We start from the raw sequence: 17,924 nt of genomic DNA on the forward strand, positions 1-17,924 counted from the left end.
AATCCTTTCTTAATCAAACCTCTTTTACGGCGTTAAAGTGACAACCCTCTTTGCAGGCTCCGCATTTGATACACTTGGAAGGATCAATGGTATGCGGTTCCTTTACCGTGCCGGTAATGGCTCCGACAGGACACATACGGGCACATTTGGTACAGCCGCGGCAAAGCTCCGGATCAATCTGATATGTCATCAGTGCTTTACACTGACCTGCCGGACATTTTTTGTCCACGACATGGGCAATATATTCATCCCGGAAATACTTTAAGGTGCTGACAACCGGGGAAGCCGCCGTTTTTCCAAGACCACAGAGTGCTGTGGCTGAAATGGTATCGGAAAGTTTTTCCAGCAGTTCGATATGCTCCATGGTACCACGGCCTTCGGTGATGTCAGTCAAGAGCTCCAGCATCCGTTTTGTTCCCTCACGGCATGGAACACATTTGCCGCAGGATTCATTCTGGGTGAAATTCATAAAGAAACGGGCAACTTCTACCATGCAGCTTTTGTCATTCATTACGACAAGACCACCGGATCCGATCATAGCACCTACTTTTTTGAGAGAGTCAAAATCCAGATTCATATCCAGATGATCCTCGGTGGCACTGATACAGAGACAGCCACCGGATGGTCCGCCGATCTGGACTGCCTTGAAATCACCACCCTTTACGCCACCGCCAATATCAAAGATTACCTCCCGGAGCGTTGTTCCCATCGGAACCTCAATGAGACCGGTATTTTTGACATTACCAGTCAGGGCAAATGCCTTGGTGCCGTGATTGTTGGCCGGTCCAAAGCCCTGATACCATTTTGCACCGTTCAGGATGATCGGAGGAACATTACAGAAAGTTTCTACATTATTCAGGACAGTAGGTTTGTTGAAAAGACCATGCTCCACGGTGCGCGGTGGTTTTACGCGTGGCATACCGCGGTTTCCTTCGATGGATGTGGTCAGAGCACTTCCCTCCCCGCAGACAAATGCACCGGCACCTTGGCTGATATGTAAGTCAAAGTCAAAGCCGGAGCCTAAAATATCCTTTCCTAAAAGTCCCTTATCCATGGCTTTATCAATGGCTGTCTGGAGACGTTCCACTGCCAGCGGATACTCGGCACGAACATAAATATAACCATGATGTGCTCTGGTAGCAATGGCTGCGATCAGCATACCCTCGATCACACGGTGCGGCTCACCTTCCATCATGGAGCGGTCCATGAATGCACCGGGATCCCCTTCGTCTCCGTTACATACAATATATTTCTCCTCTTCTTTCTGATCCAGCACCTGCTGCCATTTCCGACCGGCAGGGAAACCGCCGCCGCCACGTCCACGCAGACAGGACTCTGTGATCTCGTCAACAATTTCCTGGGAAGTCATATCAAACAACGCTTTTGCAACGGCACTGTAGCCCCCAAGGGCAATATATTCCGCAATACTTTCCGCATTGATGCGCCCACAGTATTCCAGAGCGATACGTGTCTGTTTTTTGTAAAAAGGAATATCCTCCTGTCTGACGTAAGATTTCAGGCTTTCATCCTGATAAACAAGACGATCCACGACTTCATCATGGATAATGCTTTTTTCGATGATCTCCTCACAGTCCTCCAGTTTTACTTTCAGATAAAGCCAGCCCATTGGCTCGATCCGAAGCAGGGGTCCCATCTCACAAAAACCGTGGCATCCGCTTTTCTTTAGTCCGATACTCTCATCATGAGGCTCCTTTTCCAGGACAAGGGCACATCTTAGCCCCTTCTCCTCGATGATTTCCTTCATGCGGTCATATATCTGCAAAGACCCGCCTGCAACACATCCGGTTCCGGCACAGATCAGGATCTGTTTGCGCTGGCTGTTTAGTGAAGCAGCATATTCCTTCTGCTTTGCGATCAATTGTTCTCTTGTTTTAATTTTCATTGGCCGCTTCCTCCTTCAATTCCTCGATCAATGCTCTGGCTTTGTCCGGCGTCATAGACGGATGGACATGATCATTTACTGTGCAGACCGGTGCGAGACCACAGGCTCCGAGGCAGGACACCGTTTCAACGGTAAACAGCATATCATCGGTAGTAGTCTTTTCCTTGCTCAGACCAAGCATTCCTCGGAACTCCTCCAGGATCGGTACGGATTTCCGTACATGGCAGGCGGTTCCGTCACAGATTTTTATGACATACTTCCCTTTTGGTTCCAATGAAAAATTTTCATAAAATGTAGCCACCCCATAAATTTTGGCTTCACTGAGATTTAGCTTGCGGGCGATGTAACATAATGCCTCCTCCGGCAGATAATGGTATACCTTCTGGATATCCTGCATGATCGCGATTAGAAGCGTACTGTTGTAATCGTGTTGTTGCAGAATGTCATCGAGCCGTGCAATTTCCTGACTATTCACGTTTCCTTCTCCTTTCAAAAACATGTTTCGGACAGAGACCGGTAGAAATACCGTTCCCTGAGTTTAGTGATTGTTTATAGTTTTTTGCGTTTAAAACACAAATTATAGAGAAATTATATCATATAACAAACATAGAAACAATCTAAATGAAAAAAATACACAAATAAATAAAATGGATAAATGAAAAATTGTGCAATTTTTAGAAAACAGCATAAAAAAAACTCTGACGAAAGACGGTTCTTAAAAAGAGTCTTCGTCAGAGAGGTATAACTTTTGGAAAAAAATATTTATTTACTCAAACTTCCCACATCAGAAACAGTCTGGGCGTATTATAGTTCTTGGTGTGGGAAGTTTGAGTTATTTATTTTCCCGGTGTCTGGATAAAACTTTCTCGGTATTAATAAACTCAAATGGAGTTTCCTGATATACATAATAATTGATCCAGTTGCTGTACATAGCGTTTGCAGCACCACGCCAGCGAAGAAGCGGCTTCTGCTCCGGGTCGTCATTGGGATAATAGTTCTTTGGAAGTGCAATATCAATGCCCTTGGCAATGTCGCGCTTATACTCCTTGTCCAGGGTCAGACGGTCGTATTCCAGATGACCCAGCACAAAAATCTGTCTGCCGTTCTGTGCCATCAGGATCAGCTCTCCCACTTCCGGAGAATCTGCCAGAAGCAGCAGATCGTCACAGGCGGCGATCGCCTTGCTGTCTACGCCTGTATTGCGGGAATGTGGTGCCCAGAAAACGTCATCAAAACCGCGCAGCAATGGAATCTTGCGGTGGTGAACACGGTGTTCGAAGATACCGAAAGTCTTCCTGGGCAGCAGATATTTGGGAATGCCGTAATGGTAGTAAAGTCCTGCCTGTGCCCCCCAGCAGATATGAAGGGTGGAGGTTACGTTTGTTTTGGACCAGTCCATAATATGGGTCAGCTCTTCCCAGTACTGAACCTCCTCATATGCCATCTGCTCCACAGGAGCACCGGTGATGATCAGTCCGTCGAAGTTTTTGTCTTTTACATCGTCGAAGGTCTGATAAAACTGGTTTAAGTGGCTGGCCGGAGTGTTTTTGCCAATGTAGCTGGCGGTGGTCAGAAATGTCACCTCCAGTTGCAAAGGAGTATTGGAAAGGCTTCGCATCATCTGGATCTCCGTGTCTTCCTTCAGGGGCATCAGATTAAGGATTGCAATCTGAAGGGGACGGATATTCTGAGTAATGGCCCTTGTTTCATTCATAATAAAGATATTTTCATTTTCCATGATCTTCTTTGCCGGAAGATCATTCTGAACCTTAATTGGCATATACAACTCCTCTTTTCTCGTAACTGCGAAATCACTCCTCCTGAGGATTCGTTATACCCAAAAGGAGTATCTATTATTGTTGCAGATAATTGATATTCTGTCAAGACAGCCCGAACTGCTCCATTGCCTGCTCCTCTGTAATAATAGGAACGCCCAGCTCTTTTGCTTTTTTGTTTTTGGAGGAAGTGCTGGCGATATCGTTATTGATCAGGTAGGAGGTCTTTTGGGTAACACTGCCGGTTACCTTACCACCGGCGTTTTCAATCGTCTCCTTCAGGGCACTGCGGTTTTCGAAATGCTCCAGAGAACCGGTGATGACAAATACCAGGCCGGACAGATCCTGTGCCTGGCTGTCAGTCTGTACCGTTTCCAAAGTGATCTCCTGCAGCAGATCGTCCACGGTCTTATTGTGCTCCGGTGAGGCAAAATAGTCTGCAAAGCTCCGGGCGATCACATCTCCCACTCCATCAATAGCCGTGAGTTCTTCAACGGTGGCGTGACGGATATGCTCCAGATCATTTCCGAGTGCATTACATATCATCTTTGCATTGGATAGTCCGATATTTGAAATGCCGAGACTGTAGATAAACTTTGCAAGAGTGGTCTGACGGGAGTTTTCCAAAGCAGTGATCAGTTTTTCATAGGACCGCTCGCCAAAGCCATCCATTTCTATAATGGTTTCACGGTAGTCCGATAAATGGTACAGATCTGCCAGTTCATGAAGCATACCCTTGGATAAAAATTTCTCGATGGTTGCTTCGGAGAGTCCGTCAATATTCATAGCATCACGGCTTACAAAAAGGGTCAGGGATTTGATCTTTTTGGCAAGGCACTCCGGGTTCTCACAGAAAAGCACCTCGGCATCATTTTCGTGATGGATCACGGCAGGATGACCGCAGACAGGGCAGGTATCCGGAATTGTCAGCTTTCCGCTCCGGGTGAGATTATCTGCAATCTGCGGAATGATCATATTGGCTTTATATACCTGGATCGTATCGCCGATACCAAGCTCCAGCTGGTGTACAATGCTGATATTGTGTACGCTGGCACGACTGACGGTGGTTCCTTCCAGCTCTACCGGCTCAAAGATGGCAACCGGGTTGATCAGGCCGGTACGGGAGGCACTCCATTCAATCTCAAGAAGGGTTGTGTCTGCTGTTTCGTCTGCCCATTTAAATGCCATAGCGTTTCGCGGAAATTTGGCGGTCATGCCTAACCCCTCGCCGTAAGCAATGTCATCCATCAGAAGCACAAGACCGTCCGAAGGAAAATCGTTTTGAGGGATCTTGTCAGCAAAGCTCCGGATGGCAGCAGGAAGTGTCTCAGAGGTGACACGCTGGTATTCCACTACATCAAAGCCCTGCTCCCTCAGAAACAGGAACTTTTCTTCCTGAGAGTTATGAAAATCCACCCCCTCTGCCTGAACCAGCGCAAAGGCAAAGAAGGAAACATTCCGTTTGGCAGTGATCTCATTATTGAGCTGGCGAACGGAGCCGCTGCAGAGATTTCGAGGATTTTTATATTGCTCCTCCTCCGGAAGTGTTTCGTTGATCTTTCGAAACTCAGAATAAGAGATCACGGCTTCTCCCCGGAGAATCATCTGTCCATGATATGGGACAGACAGAGGGATGTTTGTAAAGGTACGGGCATTGTTGGTGATTACCTCTCCCACCTGGCCGTTTCCACGGGTGACAGCCTTTTGCAGTGTACCGTTTTCATAGGTGAGCACAATAGTAAGACCGTCCATTTTCCAGGAAAGAAGGCCTGTTTGTCCCTCCAGCCACGAGGCGAGGGCATCCACACTTTTTGTTTTGTCAAGAGAAAGCATGGGAGCTGCATGGGTTTCTTTTGGAAGCTCGCTAAGGACTTCATATCCCACACGCCGGGTAGGACTGCCTGCCAGAATGATACCCGTCTCCTTCTCAAGAGCCGCCAGTTCATCGTAAAGCCGGTCATAATCATAATTGCTCATGATCTCGTCTTTGCCCTGATAATACACAGCGGCTGCTTCGTTGAGCTGCTGTACTAAATCCTGCATATGTTTTTTCTGATCTATCATATTATTGCCCTTTCTTTCCGGAAATACAGATTTCTTTTAATTCACGGACTTCCTGCGGTGTCAGTCTGCGGTAACGTCCCTTGATCAGACCGTCCAGCGTAATATTGACCACGCGGTCCCGGCGCAGCATAGTAACCCGGTAATCCAGAGCCTCGCACATCCGGCGGATCTGTCGGTTCAGTCCCTGGGTCAGAATGATATGAAAGCTTTTTTCATCCTCCTGCCATACTTTGCAAGGCTTTGTGACGGTATCGAGAATCTCTACACCCTGCGACATTTTTCGCAGAAACTCCGGGGTGATCCTGCGGTTTACCCGGACAAAATATTCCTTTTCGTGACCGTAGCGGCTCCTTAAGATTTTTTCCATGATTTCCCCCTGGTTGGTCAGGAGTAAAAGTCCCTCGGAATTCTGATCAAGACGTCCTACAGGGTAGACCCGTTTTGGATAATTGATATAATCTACGACATTGACAATCTTTTCGCCGTTTTCTGATTCGGCCGTGGTACAAACGATACCCCGGGGTTTGTAAAATGCCAAAAAGATCTCTTCGTCCTCCTTCCGGACCGTTTTGCCGTCAACAGTGACGGTCTGCCCATCTTCTACTTTCTGTCCGGGAAGAGCCGGAATGCCATCAATACAGATCCTGCCCTGTTCCAGCATCCGGTCTGCTTCTCTGCGGGAACAAACGCCCGCCTCACTGAGATATTTATTAATTCTGACTGCCATATTTTCTAATCCTTTTCTTTAAAAGTTATTTTGCTGTGTCGCTTTTCTGTGCGTTCTCCAGCATTTCGTAAAAGCCCCGTACCTCACTGTCCTGACTGATCACAGTCTCTAACTGCTTCTGCACAGAGTGAACCAGCTCCTGAACCTGTTTACTGCTGTCCAGCTTGTCGATATATTTCTGTTCGCCGGACTTTAAGGTATCCAGATATATTTTAAAGTTTCCTTGCTCATCCTGCTTAATATAAAGAGCATTCAGGGAGGGAATCAGTGTATCAATATCAAAAATTTTCACATCATAGTAGACATAAACCCGGTAAGAACCTTTGGTGGCACCGTCCAGGATCTTACAGTTGATATTGCGGTATTCTTCTACATATTCTGATTCTGTCATCAGCTTCTTTTCGTCAATGTGTCCTACGTTACTGACGCAGCCGGCGATCGTGTCCATATCCACCTGCTGCTTGGCGGTATAATAACGCTGTACCAGAGCATCCAGTTCCTGACGGATATTTCCCTCGGATTTGCCATTCAGAGAATGAATTGCCCCGAAGCTTGCCACTTTGGAAGCATCTTGGGCAGAACGTTTATGAAAGGAAAAATGTAAGTCCGGGGAAATTATAAAAAACGTCCCAAATCCAATTAATATCATTCCCAAAGAAAAGAGAAATATGAACTTTTTATACTTCATTGGCATCATCTGAGACATCCTTTCTATAAGTTTTAAACATCTATTTAGTGTACCACAATAAGAGGTATAATTCAAATTTTGGGATAAAGGGGAGATGGCAGATTTTTGTATTCTAATCCCTGAAATAAAGAAAAAGAGATGAGCTTCCACTCACCTCTGCAGTAACGCACCTAAAGGGACTCGAACCCCCGCCACATGGTTCCGGAAACCACTGCTCTATCCACTGAGCTATAGGTGCTGACCATTATCTGTAAATCACAGACAACATTTAGAATATATCATACTTTATGATTTTGGTCAAGTTTTCCGTGTAGAGTCTTTTGCAGTCTTTGGCAAAACAAAAAGACGTATTTCTACGCCCTTCTGTTTATTTTATGTTATTTCAACAGGCTGTTACTGGAATTTTGCCATGACTTCCTCGTTTGTTTTCATAGCATTCTCTTCCATTTCTTTGCGCTCAGCCAAAAGCTTTGTACGGATCTCGTTATGACTGACAGCCATGATCTGCAGTGCCAGATAGGCGGCGTTTTTGGCTCCGTTGATGGCAACGGTAGCTACCGGAATACCGGATGGCATCTGTACGATAGACATCAGGGCATCCATGCCGTCAAGAACTGATCCGGACAGAGGAACACCGATCACAGGAAGCACGGTCTGGGACGCAACGACCCCAGGGAGGGCAGCAGCCATTCCGGCGGCTGTAATAATAACCTCTGTGCCATCCTCGTTGCATTCGTTAATAAATGCAGAAAGTCCCTCGTGCGCACGATGTGCGGACAGACAGCGGACCTTTACTTCTACACCATACTCTTTTAAGATGCCTGCGGCTGGCTCGACCTTTGACAGGTCACTGGTAGAACCCATAATAATTGCTACTTTCATTTCACTCATCCTTTCATTTATCCCTAAGATGGGATTGTGTTTTACTTTATAGTAAGGGATTCTAATCGTTCTGTAAAGTACCCTTTTGAGTGGAACCCACAGCTGGGATCATTTTTATGGCTTTTTTTCCGATGTGATAGTAATAGATATTGTCGGAAAGGAATTCCTCTGCATCAACACATTCCCGGTTGACGTGGAAGACCATTTTGAGCAGTTCAGGAGAAGTAAAGCCTAATTGTTCCCGCAGGATCAATAATTCGTGGGTGCTGCTTGGCAGAATGTAAAAGTTTTCGCCGAGCTCCTCTCCCACCCGTTCTAAAATGCCGGGATACAGCCAGACGGATGCGCCATTAATACCATTGCTGTTTGTCAGTATATACGGAGAACGTTCCTGGGGAAGATCGGCAGAACAACATAAGGAATCGGCAAATTGTCTGGCGTAATCCGTCATAGACCGGAAGATCTCCGGAAATAACGGGGGTGTATTTTCCTGGGCCAGTTCAAACAGCTCCTGGGTATTGGTGTTCCAATTCTTCATAATGTGGTTATTGATCCGCAGACTTTGGATTCCGTTGATATCGCTGTTGATCAGGTAATAGAATACAATCGCAAGATCAAAGAATGGAATATGGGGAATGTCCTTCAGGATTTCTTTGTTTTTGGCGGCGTTTACCAGACGGTATACAACATATTTTCTACAGTGTTCAAAGGAAAGATCAGGAAGGACATCACCGGAGCTGTCCATAAATGATTGCCAGCGTTCATAGATATCTTCTGCCAGAGCATCAATTTCTACGCCGCGGAGATATTGTGCATAGTAATCCTGCAGGTAAAAGCTTGGGGAGCATCCACAGCTGTCCCGGAACAGCACCAGACTGTCCAGATGAACCGAATTATTTTTGAGTACGGGATTTACTTCCATATTCAGATCCTCCGGAATGATCTCATAGAGCTGACAACGGATCCGGCTGACAAATTCTTCGTAATTGATTTTGGATTCCTTCATAGATAATAACCATACCTTTCTGTATCCCATTTTTTATGGTCTGGAGGGATACCTGTTTTGTGAGATTGATTGAAATATAACGATAATTTGAATGATAGATATATTACAAATGATTGTTGTAATTTTAGAAGTGACAGAATATGCCGATTTGTGCACGAACAGCTTTTATATTGTGTGCCCTGTTTTGACAAATGACATACAGTTTTCTACTGACATATTTGAACAAAATTGATGAACAAATGTATATGAACATTATGGGAGAAGTTCGAATCAGAACAATAGAGTAAACTGATAAACGGATCTTTTATTGATAGATGAATAACAGAGAATTTATTCCGGGTTCCATTTTCTGTCACTTCCTGCATAAAAGGTTATCAGAAATACCGGGCTCTGACAAGACGGAAAGACTGCTAAAAAATAAGAGGAAATATGATGATTATGTCTGAAAAAAATTGACCATTGTGAAAATTGACTTGTGCATTTTGTTGATTTGAAAGGGAAAATATGTACAGAATCAACAGAACAAGTAACCATACCTGTTTTGATGCCTGTTTTTCATAAAAAGAAAACTCCCGAAATTTCATTGTATCCTCAGAAAAGAGTCTTTAAAATCATTTTCTGAATAACGGAAAATTTCAGGAGTTCTGTTTTATTTATAAATTGCTCTCTTTATCCAAGACAGTCTTACATCTGGGAACGATAATAATTGATCAGGCAGCCCTTCTCAATGATATCACGCTCATCCTCTGTGAGGTTACCAAGGTGAAGCTCAAATTCCTTCATGCCCTTATTTACCACATAAGCCTTAATGGTATCGTTCTTCTCTTCGATGGCTTTCTTAATATCCTTAATGAAGAGGTAATCTCCGTTTTCAAATGGGAGTTCACCCTGATACAGGAATGGAAGCATACCCCAGTTGATCAGGTTAGAACGATATCTCTTTGTTGCGTATTCATTGGCAATATTGGCAAAGCCGCCCAGTACCTTCTGGCAGGAAGCCGCCTGCTCTCTGGCAGAACCATCGCCTGGCTTGACAGCAAAGATCGTAGATCCGATCTGTGTCTCCTGCGGAGAAACGTTGAAGGTGCCGTTGATGGTATTAAATACCTCTTCTACCTCAGGGAGTGCAGCAAAGATATCTTCTCCTGCGACACGGGCCTTCTCAGCCGCCTGAACCTCTTTGGCGCGTCCCACATAGGCAGGATCCTTACGGGAAAGCGTAAACTCTGCCAGACCCAGAGGGTTGGAACGGAAGGAGGACGTCTCGCCGGATGGGATCAGCTCGTCTGTGGTGGTAACCGGATCGTGGATCTCGGATACAACCTTTAATACGAGGTTGTCAGTAAGGGCACTCATCTCCGGCCAGTCCTTAATGTTAGGTCCGAATTTAACCTCAGTCTCAGGCTTTGCATTGCCCCAGCCATTGTATACACGATTCTCATAAATCGCACTGTCAAAGAAGTATTTTGGCTTCTTGAAGTCCACATCAATATCTGTGGCAGCAGTCAGATATCCCTGGTTGGCAGCAGTTGCTGCGATTGAACGGGCATCCATCAATGCAACAGATGCGATCTGACCGTTATTTACCTTGGAACCTTCACGGTTCGGGAAGTTACGTGTAGAGTGGCGGATGGACAGTCCATTGTTTGGAGGAACGTCTCCGGCACCGAAGCAAGGACCGCAGAATGCAGAACGCACGGTTGCACCGGTTTCCATCAGATCTGCAATGGTACCGTTCTTGACCAGCTCCATAAATACCGGCTGGCTGGAAGGATATACGCTCAGGGAGAACTCGTCTGCACCGATGTATTTGCCGCGGAGAATATCAGCGGCATCACATACGTTTTCAAAGCCGCCACCGGCACATCCGGCGATCACGCCCTGCTCTACATAGAGACGTCCATTGTGAACCTTATCCTTTAATGTATAGTTGACTTTATTATTATCCAGGCTGACTAATGCTCTCTTCTCTACATCATCCAGAATATCCATAAGGTTTGCGTTTAACTCCTCAATGGTATATACATTACTTGGATGGAATGGCATTGCGATCATTGGCTTAATGGTTGACAGGTCAACATAAACCATACCGTCATAATAAGCAACATCAGCTGGCTTTAACTCCTTATATCCCTCCGGACGCTTATGGATCTCGTAGAATTCTTTGATCTTGTCATCTGTAGTCCAGATAGAGGACAGACAGGTGGTCTCAGTCGTCATAACGTCCACACCGATACGGAAGTCAGCGGAAAGATTAGCTACGCCGTCTCCCACGAACTCCATGACTTTATTATTGACATAACCATTGGCAAATACGGCACCGATAATGGCCAGTGCAATATCCTGAGGACCAACGCCCTTCTGAGGCTTACCGGTCAGATATACAGCGATCACGCCCGGCATATTGATATCATATGTACGGGAAAGAAGCTGTTTTACAAGCTCAGGACCACCCTCGCCCATTGCCATGGTACCAAGGGCACCGTAACGTGTATGGGAATCGGAACCAAGGATCATCTTACCACCCTCTGCCAGCATCTCACGGGCATACTGGTGAATGACTGCCTGATGAGGAGGAACATAGATGCCGCCGTATTTCTTGGCACAGGAAAGACCAAACATGTGATCGTCCTCGTTGATGGTTCCACCTACTGCGCAGAGACTGTTATGACAGTTTGTCAGAACATATGGGATCGGGAATTTTTCCAGTCCGGATGCACGCGCTGTCTGAATGATTCCGACAAATGTAATATCGTGAGATGTCAATTTGTCGAACTTGATCTGAAGCTGCTTCATATTGCCAGAGGTGTTATGAGCCTCTAAAATGCTATACGCCATGGTTCCTTTGGCAGCTTCTTCCTTACTTGGAGCCTGTCCACATTTGGCAGCAAGAGCTGCGGCAGCTTCGCCGTTGTCCTCTACGATATCTGTGCCGTTTACCAGATAAACTCCGTTGTCATACAATTTTATCATAGACTTCCTCATTTCTGCGCTGATGGTTATTTATGGAAAACTATGCCGGACAGCGCACCGGCACAGGTTATAGGATCAATAATCCCGCAGTCTTTATTATTATGGAAACCTGTTAAAAAGTCAAGTCAATATATTGCCATCAGAGGTGAGTTGTAGTAAAATAGAAAAAATTCAAATTTGAGATAGGAGGCAAATGTATGCGACATCTTATCAGCCCACAGGATTTATCCATGGAGGAACTGGATGAGCTCCTGACACTGGGACAGGACATTATGAATAACCAGAGCAAATATGCTCATGTCTGTGATGGTAAAAAACTTGCTACTTTATTTTATGAACCAAGTACACGTACCCGATTAAGCTTTGAGGCTGCCATGATCAATATGGGGGGACAGGTACTTGGTTTTTCTGAGGCTTCTTCCAGCTCAGCATCTAAGGGAGAAAGTGTTGCGGATACGATCCGTGTCATCTCCTGCTACGCGGATATCTGTGCAATGCGTCATCCAAAGGAGGGTGCTCCGACGGTGGCTGCAATGCACTCTTCCATCCCGGTGATCAATGCCGGAGACGGTGGACACAATCATCCGACCCAGACTCTGACAGATCTGTTGACCATCAAAACCCAGACGGGACGACTGGACAACCTGACCATCGGTATGTGTGGTGACCTCAAGTTTGGACGTACGGTTCATTCTCTGATCAACGCAATGGTCCGGTTCCCAAATGTAAAGTTCGTTCTGATCTCTCCGGAGGAGCTGCGGATTCCGAGTTATCTGCGTCGTGAGGTGCTGGATGCCGGCAATATTGAATACATTGAGACGGACAAGCTGGAGGAGAATATGCCAAAGCTTGATATCCTTTATATGACAAGAGTGCAGCGAGAACGTTTCTTTAATGAGGAGGATTACATCCGCCTGAAGGACAGCTTCATCTTAACGAAGGATAAGCTTCAGTATGCAAAGAAGGATATGTACATTCTGCATCCTCTCCCTCGAGTTAATGAGATCTCCACTGATGTGGATGATGATCCGCGGGCGGTTTACTTTAAGCAGGTTCAGAATGGCGTATATATGAGAATGGCATTGATCATGAAGTTATTGGAGGTGGAGATACCATGTTAAATATCGGAGGACTGAATCAGGGAATCGTGATCGATCACATCCAGGCCGGCGGTGCCATGAAGATTTATGAATATCTGAATCTGGAGAAACTGGACTGCTCTGTGGCGATCATCAAAAACGCAAAAAGCAATAAAATGGGCAAAAAGGACATCATTAAGATTGAAGGTGACCTTGACATTGATCTGAATGTGCTGGGGGTTTTGGATCACAACATTACCATTAATATTATTAAGAACGCAGAGATCGTGGAGAAGCATCAGCTTTCTCTGCCGGAAACGGTTACGAATATTATCAAGTGCAAGAATCCACGCTGCATTACTTCCATTGAGCAGGAGCTTCCACACAAGTTTAAGCTCACGGACCGGAAGAACCGGATCTACCGTTGCATTTATTGTGAGTCTAAGTTTAAGGGAAATTAAAGAAAACATATCATATATCACAAAATATAACCCGTGGGAAATATTGTCTATCCCACGGGTTATATTTTTTCTTTAATCTTGTATTTTTATCATTTTCCCTTGTATAATTCTTACATTATGCGATACGGAAAACTGCTTTTGCTACATTTCCGGCGGTATCTTTTACCTTAACAACATAACGGCCTTTTTTCTGAACAGTTGCTTTTCTGGTATTTACATTTTTGCCATTGATGGTGACGGATTTTACCTTCACATTATCCTTAAATCTTAAGGTAACAGGCTTTGTGACTTTTTTGCCGTTTGTAATGCCCTTGATCACAGGCTTTTTGGAATCCACACGGAAGCTTACGGATGATGTGTTTCCGCTGGCATCGGTTGCCGTGATTTTATAAGATTTGCTTTGGGAAGCTTTGAGAAAGGTATTGCCGATAGTAATGCCGTTAACCGTAACGGATTTGACGTTTACGTTATCGGTAATCTGAAGCTTTACTGCCTTTTTGTATATACCATTGTTCTTTACTCCGGAGATCACAGGTGCCTCGGTATCTGCAGAGAGAGGATTTCCGGCTGTCACAGCGATCAGTCTGCTGTCGGCAGGCATTGTATCGGTACTCCAGCTTGCGGTTGCACCATTGACGGTTCCATTGCTTTCCGTAACATTTGCCGGAAAAGTGATGGAATAATCCATAATGAGTCCGCAGGATTTCATATAAGCATAAACACTGTCATATCCCTTTAAGGCTTTGGTGTTCAGCTTGCCGATCTCAGCATAAGCGGCACTGTCGGAAAGCTTCGCCATATCGGATGACATGGAAGATGTCATGGAATCAGAGGTGCTGGTAGCTTTGGCGGTAAAGGTACTGCCATCCAGGGACATCTCGGAAAATGGGGCTGAGTTGATGGTTTCCGTGCTATACAATGCAGCATTGACAGAACCCTCTTTTAATTTATTGATATATGCCGTGAGGTCTGTCAGAGTCATTTTCATAGTTTCTGCATTGGCAAAGGTCAACTGGCGGCTAAAGGTAAGATATGTCATACCGTTGATCGTTTCCTCTGCTTTTGTAAAATCAGCTGTTGTCAGAGGGGATGTGCCTGCAGCCTGGTTTATGGATTCCTGAAAGGTTTCCTTTTCATACAGATATTTCACCATATATGTACAGGTTCCGTCGGCATTCAGTGTCAGGGCAACCCCCTGTCCCATGCAGCCGGTCAGTGCGCTGATCACCAGGATCAGTGTCAACATCAAACAGGATAATTTCTTTTTCATATTTTCCTCCAATCATAATTATGTTATTGTGAGTGGTTACTTTATTATCTTATCATTAAAGGAAAATAATCACAAGAAAAAAGACATCTTCTCTTCCAAGGAAAAGGAAAGAAGATGTCTTTGAAATTATATCTTATAAATATAATATTTGCGTACAGCAAAGTTCCAGAGAAATACAATAAAGGTGGCTGTAATCTTTGCCATAATCTTAACCATGCCATAATACTCCACGAGACCATACATAAGGATTACGTTTAAGATCAGTCCGATGGCACCGGCCATAAAGATCTGGCACATCTCCTGCCAGATAGAACGGTCTGTTACGACATCCTTGAAGGTGATGGCGCGGCCTAACATCCAGTTAAAGTAAAGACCGATCACGAAGGCTATGATGGTGCTCCAAAGGTATGACAGCCTTGTAAAATAGACAAGTCCGGCAAAGCAGCACCATTCCATAATGGCACCACTGCCACCGACGATAACGTATGAGCCAAACTGGCGGAAAAGCTCCTGCCAGTGCTCTTTATCTGATGGAAACATTTCTGAATCCTCCTCTTTCGTTTCTTGTTTTTGACATAAATTTGACATAATCTTTAAAAATTTAATACAAACAAGGATTCTATCATATTTTTTTCTGTTTGGCAACTTTTTTTGACCGGTTAGCTGTGATTTTTGACCTCTTAGGTGATTTGTGTTTACAAGGGCAGGGTTTCTCTCTATAATAAGCACATATCTTGGCTGAGTGAGAAAATAAAGAGAGGCGGTGTGTATGAAGATAAAGATTGAACTGGACAGTGATCTGAATGAAAATGAGATCATTATCCGATGTCCGGCACTGACCGAGAAGATTCAAATGCTTCAGCAGGTTATTTCAGACGCTGTACCGGAGCATCCAAGAATGACCTTTTATAAAGGGGATGTGCAATATTTTCTAAATCTGGAGGATATTCTGTTTTTTGAAACGGAGGATAAATGGATCAATGTCCATACGGCAGAGGACATCTTCCAGACCAGACAGAAGCTGTATGAGCTGGAGGAACTACTGCCCCGCTATTTTCTGCGGATATCAAAATCCGCCATATTAAATACCCATAAGGTGTATTCGATCCATAAGAATATTGCGGCATCCAGTGTGGTGGAATTTGTTGACAGTCACAAACAGGTTTTTGTATCGCGAAACTATTATAAAGCATTGATTCATCAAATGGAGCTGAATCATTATCAAAAGGAAAGGTAAGGTATCTATTATGAAAAATCATTCAACACACAGTATTGATAAGCTGTTCTGGGGTGTATTCTTTGTGGCAGGAGCCGCCATGCTGATCTTAAGCAAGCTGGGAACGCTGCCGGATCTGTCCTTTATCAGTATCATTTTTACGATCATATTTGCATGGACCTTTATTAAAGGTATATTCACGATCAATTTTTTTGAAATTTTATTTTCGGCGGCATTTCTTGCCTGCATCTATGATGATATGCTGGGAATTACAGCCCTGACACCGTGGACGGTTCTGGGAGCGGCACTTCTTGGGTCCATCGGTCTGAGTATTTTGTTCCCACGGAAGCACACATGGCATATCTTCCACCACGCAAAATCCGATGACAGTATCCGGTATGCGGAGGATGTCATAGATATACCGGACGAGGATGTGATCCATATGGAAAATTCCTTTGGAGCTTCGATCAAGTATATTAATTCCCAGAACTTCCGCAGTGCCCATCTGGAAAACAGTTTTGGAGAGATGAAGGTATATTATGATAATGCGTTTACTACGGAGAAACAGGTATATACGAAGATTGATGTAGCATTTGGTAATATGGTGCTGTATGTGCCAAAGACCTGGCAGGTGATCAACAACATTGACTGTTCCTTTGGTGCGGTAAACATTAAGAATCAGAAAAGCTATACCCCACTGCCGGATGCACCGGTGCTTGTGATCACGGGAAGTGTGGCATTTGGCGGTGCCGAGATCATATATGTATAAGAAATAAAAGGAGTGCACTTCATCAGAAGTGCACTCTTTTATTATATAAAAGTTTTATTCTAATTACGCCCGAAATCTACGGTTTCTTAGAACTTGCCAGCGTCAGCAGCTTCCTGAACAGCTACTGCTACAGCAACTGTCATACCAACCATTGGGTTGTTACCTGCACCGATCAGACCCATCATCTCAACGTGAGCCGGTACAGAAGAAGAACCTGCGAACTGTGCATCACTATGCATACGTCCTAAAGTATCTGTCATACCATAGGAAGCAGGACCTGCAGCCATGTTATCCGGGTGAAGGGTACGTCCTGTACCACCACCGGAAGCAACGGAGAAGTATTTCTTACCCTGCTCCAGGCACTCTTTCTTGTAAGTACCTGCAACCGGATGCTGGAAACGTGTAGGGTTTGTAGAGTTACCTGTGATAGATACGTCTACACCCTCTTTGTGCATGATAGCAACACCCTCTGGTACAGAGTTTGCACCATAGCAGTTAACCTTTGCACGAAGTCCCTCAGAATAAGACTTACGGAATACTTCCTTAACCTCGTTTGTATATGGATCAAACTCAGTCTCAACGAATGTGAATCCATTGATACGGGAGATGATCTGAGCAGCGTCCTTACCAAGACCGTTCAGGATGACACGAAGTGGCTCTTTACGAACCTTGTTTGCTTTCTCAGCGATACCGATCGCACCCTCTGCAGCTGCGAATGACTCGTGACCAGCCAGGAATGCGAAGCACTTGGTATCCTCCTCAAGGAGCATTTTACCAAGGTTACCATGTCCTAAACCTACCTTACGTGTATCTGCAACAGAACCCGGGATACAGAAAGACTGAAGACCCTCTCCGATTGCTGCTGCTGCTTCTGATGCCTTACGGCAGTTTTTCTTAATAGCGATTGCTGCACCTACTATGTATGCCCAGCAAGCGTTCTCAAAACAAATTGGCTGGATTCCCTTTATCTGATTGTAAACATCAAGTCCAGCATCCTTTGTAATTTTCTCTGCTTCTTCAATGGAAGAAATACCATAGCTGTTCAACACTTTGTTGATCTGGTCAATTCTTCTCTCATATGATTCAAATAATGCCATGATTCGTTTGCCTC

Annotated in this window: 16 protein-coding genes and 1 tRNA gene; 4 read left to right on the forward strand and 13 right to left on the reverse strand. The window is 44.9% G+C overall.

Translation table 11 applies throughout. From position 1 onward, the window contains the following. Window positions 1–13: 13 nt before the first annotated feature. From H8704_RS04065 to H8704_RS04110, 10 genes are all read right to left on the reverse strand, one after another. Entirely contained in the window at window positions 14–1,903 is a 1,890-nt protein-coding gene (locus tag H8704_RS04065; RefSeq protein WP_118678536.1) for an NADH-quinone oxidoreductase subunit NuoF, read from the reverse strand. Next, on the reverse strand, window positions 1,893–2,402 hold the full coding sequence (locus H8704_RS04070) for an NADH-quinone oxidoreductase subunit NuoE family protein (protein ID WP_118678534.1): 510 nt from the start codon (window positions 2,400–2,402) through the stop codon (window positions 1,893–1,895). Before H8704_RS04070 ends, H8704_RS04065 begins: the two co-directional genes overlap by 11 nt. 333 nt (window positions 2,403–2,735) lie before the next feature. Beyond that, window positions 2,736–3,683: a homoserine O-acetyltransferase MetA gene (metA, locus tag H8704_RS04075; RefSeq protein ID WP_118678532.1), complete on the reverse strand. Its 948-nt coding sequence runs from the start codon at window positions 3,681–3,683 to the stop codon at window positions 2,736–2,738. A 100-nt stretch (window positions 3,684–3,783) separates the two neighbouring features. Then, entirely contained in the window at window positions 3,784–5,742 is a 1,959-nt protein-coding gene (ligA, locus tag H8704_RS04080) for an NAD-dependent DNA ligase LigA (RefSeq protein ID WP_249297441.1), read from the reverse strand. A gap of 1 nt (window position 5,743) precedes the next feature. Continuing rightward, window positions 5,744–6,469, reverse strand: a complete 726-nt coding sequence (locus H8704_RS04085; RefSeq protein WP_022464819.1) for a pseudouridine synthase — start codon at window positions 6,467–6,469, stop codon at window positions 5,744–5,746. A gap of 25 nt (window positions 6,470–6,494) precedes the next feature. After that, a complete protein-coding gene (locus H8704_RS04090) occupies window positions 6,495–7,028 on the reverse strand; it encodes a hypothetical protein (protein WP_147354603.1) in 534 nt (177 codons plus the stop codon). 294 nt (window positions 7,029–7,322) lie between these two features. After that, a tRNA-Arg gene (locus tag H8704_RS04095) sits at window positions 7,323–7,395 on the reverse strand. Between the two features lie 155 nt (window positions 7,396–7,550). Continuing rightward, entirely contained in the window at window positions 7,551–8,039 is a 489-nt protein-coding gene (purE, locus tag H8704_RS04100; protein WP_249297443.1) for a 5-(carboxyamino)imidazole ribonucleotide mutase, read from the reverse strand. A 61-nt stretch (window positions 8,040–8,100) separates the two neighbouring features. After that, window positions 8,101–9,045: a DUF5688 family protein gene (locus tag H8704_RS04105; RefSeq protein ID WP_022464822.1), complete on the reverse strand. Its 945-nt coding sequence runs from the start codon at window positions 9,043–9,045 to the stop codon at window positions 8,101–8,103. A 684-nt stretch (window positions 9,046–9,729) separates the two neighbouring features. Further along, entirely contained in the window at window positions 9,730–12,018 is a 2,289-nt protein-coding gene (locus H8704_RS04110; protein ID WP_022464823.1) for a hydratase, read from the reverse strand. 197 nt (window positions 12,019–12,215) lie between these two features. Between H8704_RS04110 and pyrB the strand changes: the two genes are divergently transcribed. Together pyrB and H8704_RS04120 are read left to right on the forward strand one after the other, a co-directional pair. Next, on the forward strand, window positions 12,216–13,139 hold the full coding sequence (pyrB, locus tag H8704_RS04115; protein ID WP_118678524.1) for an aspartate carbamoyltransferase: 924 nt from the start codon (window positions 12,216–12,218) through the stop codon (window positions 13,137–13,139). Further along, a complete protein-coding gene (locus H8704_RS04120) occupies window positions 13,133–13,558 on the forward strand; it encodes an aspartate carbamoyltransferase regulatory subunit (RefSeq protein WP_022464825.1) in 426 nt (141 codons plus the stop codon). Before pyrB ends, H8704_RS04120 begins: the two co-directional genes overlap by 7 nt. Before the next feature lie 115 nt (window positions 13,559–13,673). Here the strand turns inward: H8704_RS04120 and H8704_RS04125 are convergent, their stop codons facing one another. Then, complete coding sequence (locus H8704_RS04125) at window positions 13,674–14,828, reverse strand: LppM family (lipo)protein (protein ID WP_249297444.1); 1,155 nt, start codon at window positions 14,826–14,828, stop codon at window positions 13,674–13,676. Between the two features lie 126 nt (window positions 14,829–14,954). Beyond that, window positions 14,955–15,368: a GtrA family protein gene (locus tag H8704_RS04130; protein WP_022464999.1), complete on the reverse strand. Its 414-nt coding sequence runs from the start codon at window positions 15,366–15,368 to the stop codon at window positions 14,955–14,957. A 229-nt stretch (window positions 15,369–15,597) separates the two neighbouring features. Between H8704_RS04130 and H8704_RS04135 the strand changes: the two genes are divergently transcribed. Both H8704_RS04135 and H8704_RS04140 read left to right on the forward strand, forming a co-directional pair. Next, a complete protein-coding gene (locus H8704_RS04135; RefSeq protein ID WP_022465000.1) occupies window positions 15,598–16,065 on the forward strand; it encodes a LytTR family DNA-binding domain-containing protein in 468 nt (155 codons plus the stop codon). Between the two features lie 10 nt (window positions 16,066–16,075). After that, window positions 16,076–16,813, forward strand: a complete 738-nt coding sequence (locus H8704_RS04140; protein ID WP_022465001.1) for a LiaF transmembrane domain-containing protein — start codon at window positions 16,076–16,078, stop codon at window positions 16,811–16,813. An 86-nt stretch (window positions 16,814–16,899) separates the two neighbouring features. On the opposite strand, the gene H8704_RS04145 is transcribed toward H8704_RS04140, so the two are convergent. Continuing rightward, window positions 16,900–17,910, reverse strand: coding sequence for a GGGtGRT protein (locus tag H8704_RS04145; RefSeq protein ID WP_022465002.1), 1,011 nt, complete (start codon window positions 17,908–17,910; stop codon window positions 16,900–16,902). Window positions 17,911–17,924: the final 14 nt, after the last annotated feature.

Origin of the sequence: Jutongia huaianensis (assembly GCF_014384985.1) — a bacterium.
GTDB classification, from domain to species: Bacteria; Bacillota; Clostridia; order Lachnospirales; family Lachnospiraceae; genus Jutongia; species Jutongia huaianensis.

Excerpts from the sequence above, each read along its gene's own strand:
- H8704_RS04135 (WP_022465000.1), top strand. The coding sequence starts at position 15,598 with ATGAAGATAAAGATTGAACTGGACAGTGATCTGAATGAAAATGAGATC.
- ligA (WP_249297441.1), bottom strand. The coding sequence starts at position 5,742 with ATGATAGATCAGAAAAAACATATGCAGGATTTAGTACAGCAGCTCAAC.
- H8704_RS04105 (WP_022464822.1), bottom strand. The coding sequence starts at position 9,045 with ATGAAGGAATCCAAAATCAATTACGAAGAATTTGTCAGCCGGATCCGT.
- H8704_RS04120 (WP_022464825.1), top strand. The coding sequence starts at position 13,133 with ATGTTAAATATCGGAGGACTGAATCAGGGAATCGTGATCGATCACATC.
- H8704_RS04070 (WP_118678534.1), bottom strand. The coding sequence starts at position 2,402 with ATGTTTTTGAAAGGAGAAGGAAACGTGAATAGTCAGGAAATTGCACGG.
- H8704_RS04140 (WP_022465001.1), top strand. The coding sequence starts at position 16,076 with ATGAAAAATCATTCAACACACAGTATTGATAAGCTGTTCTGGGGTGTA.
- H8704_RS04125 (WP_249297444.1), bottom strand. The coding sequence starts at position 14,828 with ATGAAAAAGAAATTATCCTGTTTGATGTTGACACTGATCCTGGTGATC.
- purE (WP_249297443.1), bottom strand. The coding sequence starts at position 8,039 with ATGAAAGTAGCAATTATTATGGGTTCTACCAGTGACCTGTCAAAGGTC.
- H8704_RS04085 (WP_022464819.1), bottom strand. The coding sequence starts at position 6,469 with ATGGCAGTCAGAATTAATAAATATCTCAGTGAGGCGGGCGTTTGTTCC.
- metA (WP_118678532.1), bottom strand. The coding sequence starts at position 3,683 with ATGCCAATTAAGGTTCAGAATGATCTTCCGGCAAAGAAGATCATGGAA.
- H8704_RS04130 (WP_022464999.1), bottom strand. The coding sequence starts at position 15,368 with ATGTTTCCATCAGATAAAGAGCACTGGCAGGAGCTTTTCCGCCAGTTT.
- pyrB (WP_118678524.1), top strand. The coding sequence starts at position 12,216 with ATGCGACATCTTATCAGCCCACAGGATTTATCCATGGAGGAACTGGAT.
- H8704_RS04110 (WP_022464823.1), bottom strand. The coding sequence starts at position 12,018 with ATGATAAAATTGTATGACAACGGAGTTTATCTGGTAAACGGCACAGAT.
- H8704_RS04145 (WP_022465002.1), bottom strand. The coding sequence starts at position 17,910 with ATGGCATTATTTGAATCATATGAGAGAAGAATTGACCAGATCAACAAA.
- H8704_RS04065 (WP_118678536.1), bottom strand. The coding sequence starts at position 1,903 with ATGAAAATTAAAACAAGAGAACAATTGATCGCAAAGCAGAAGGAATAT.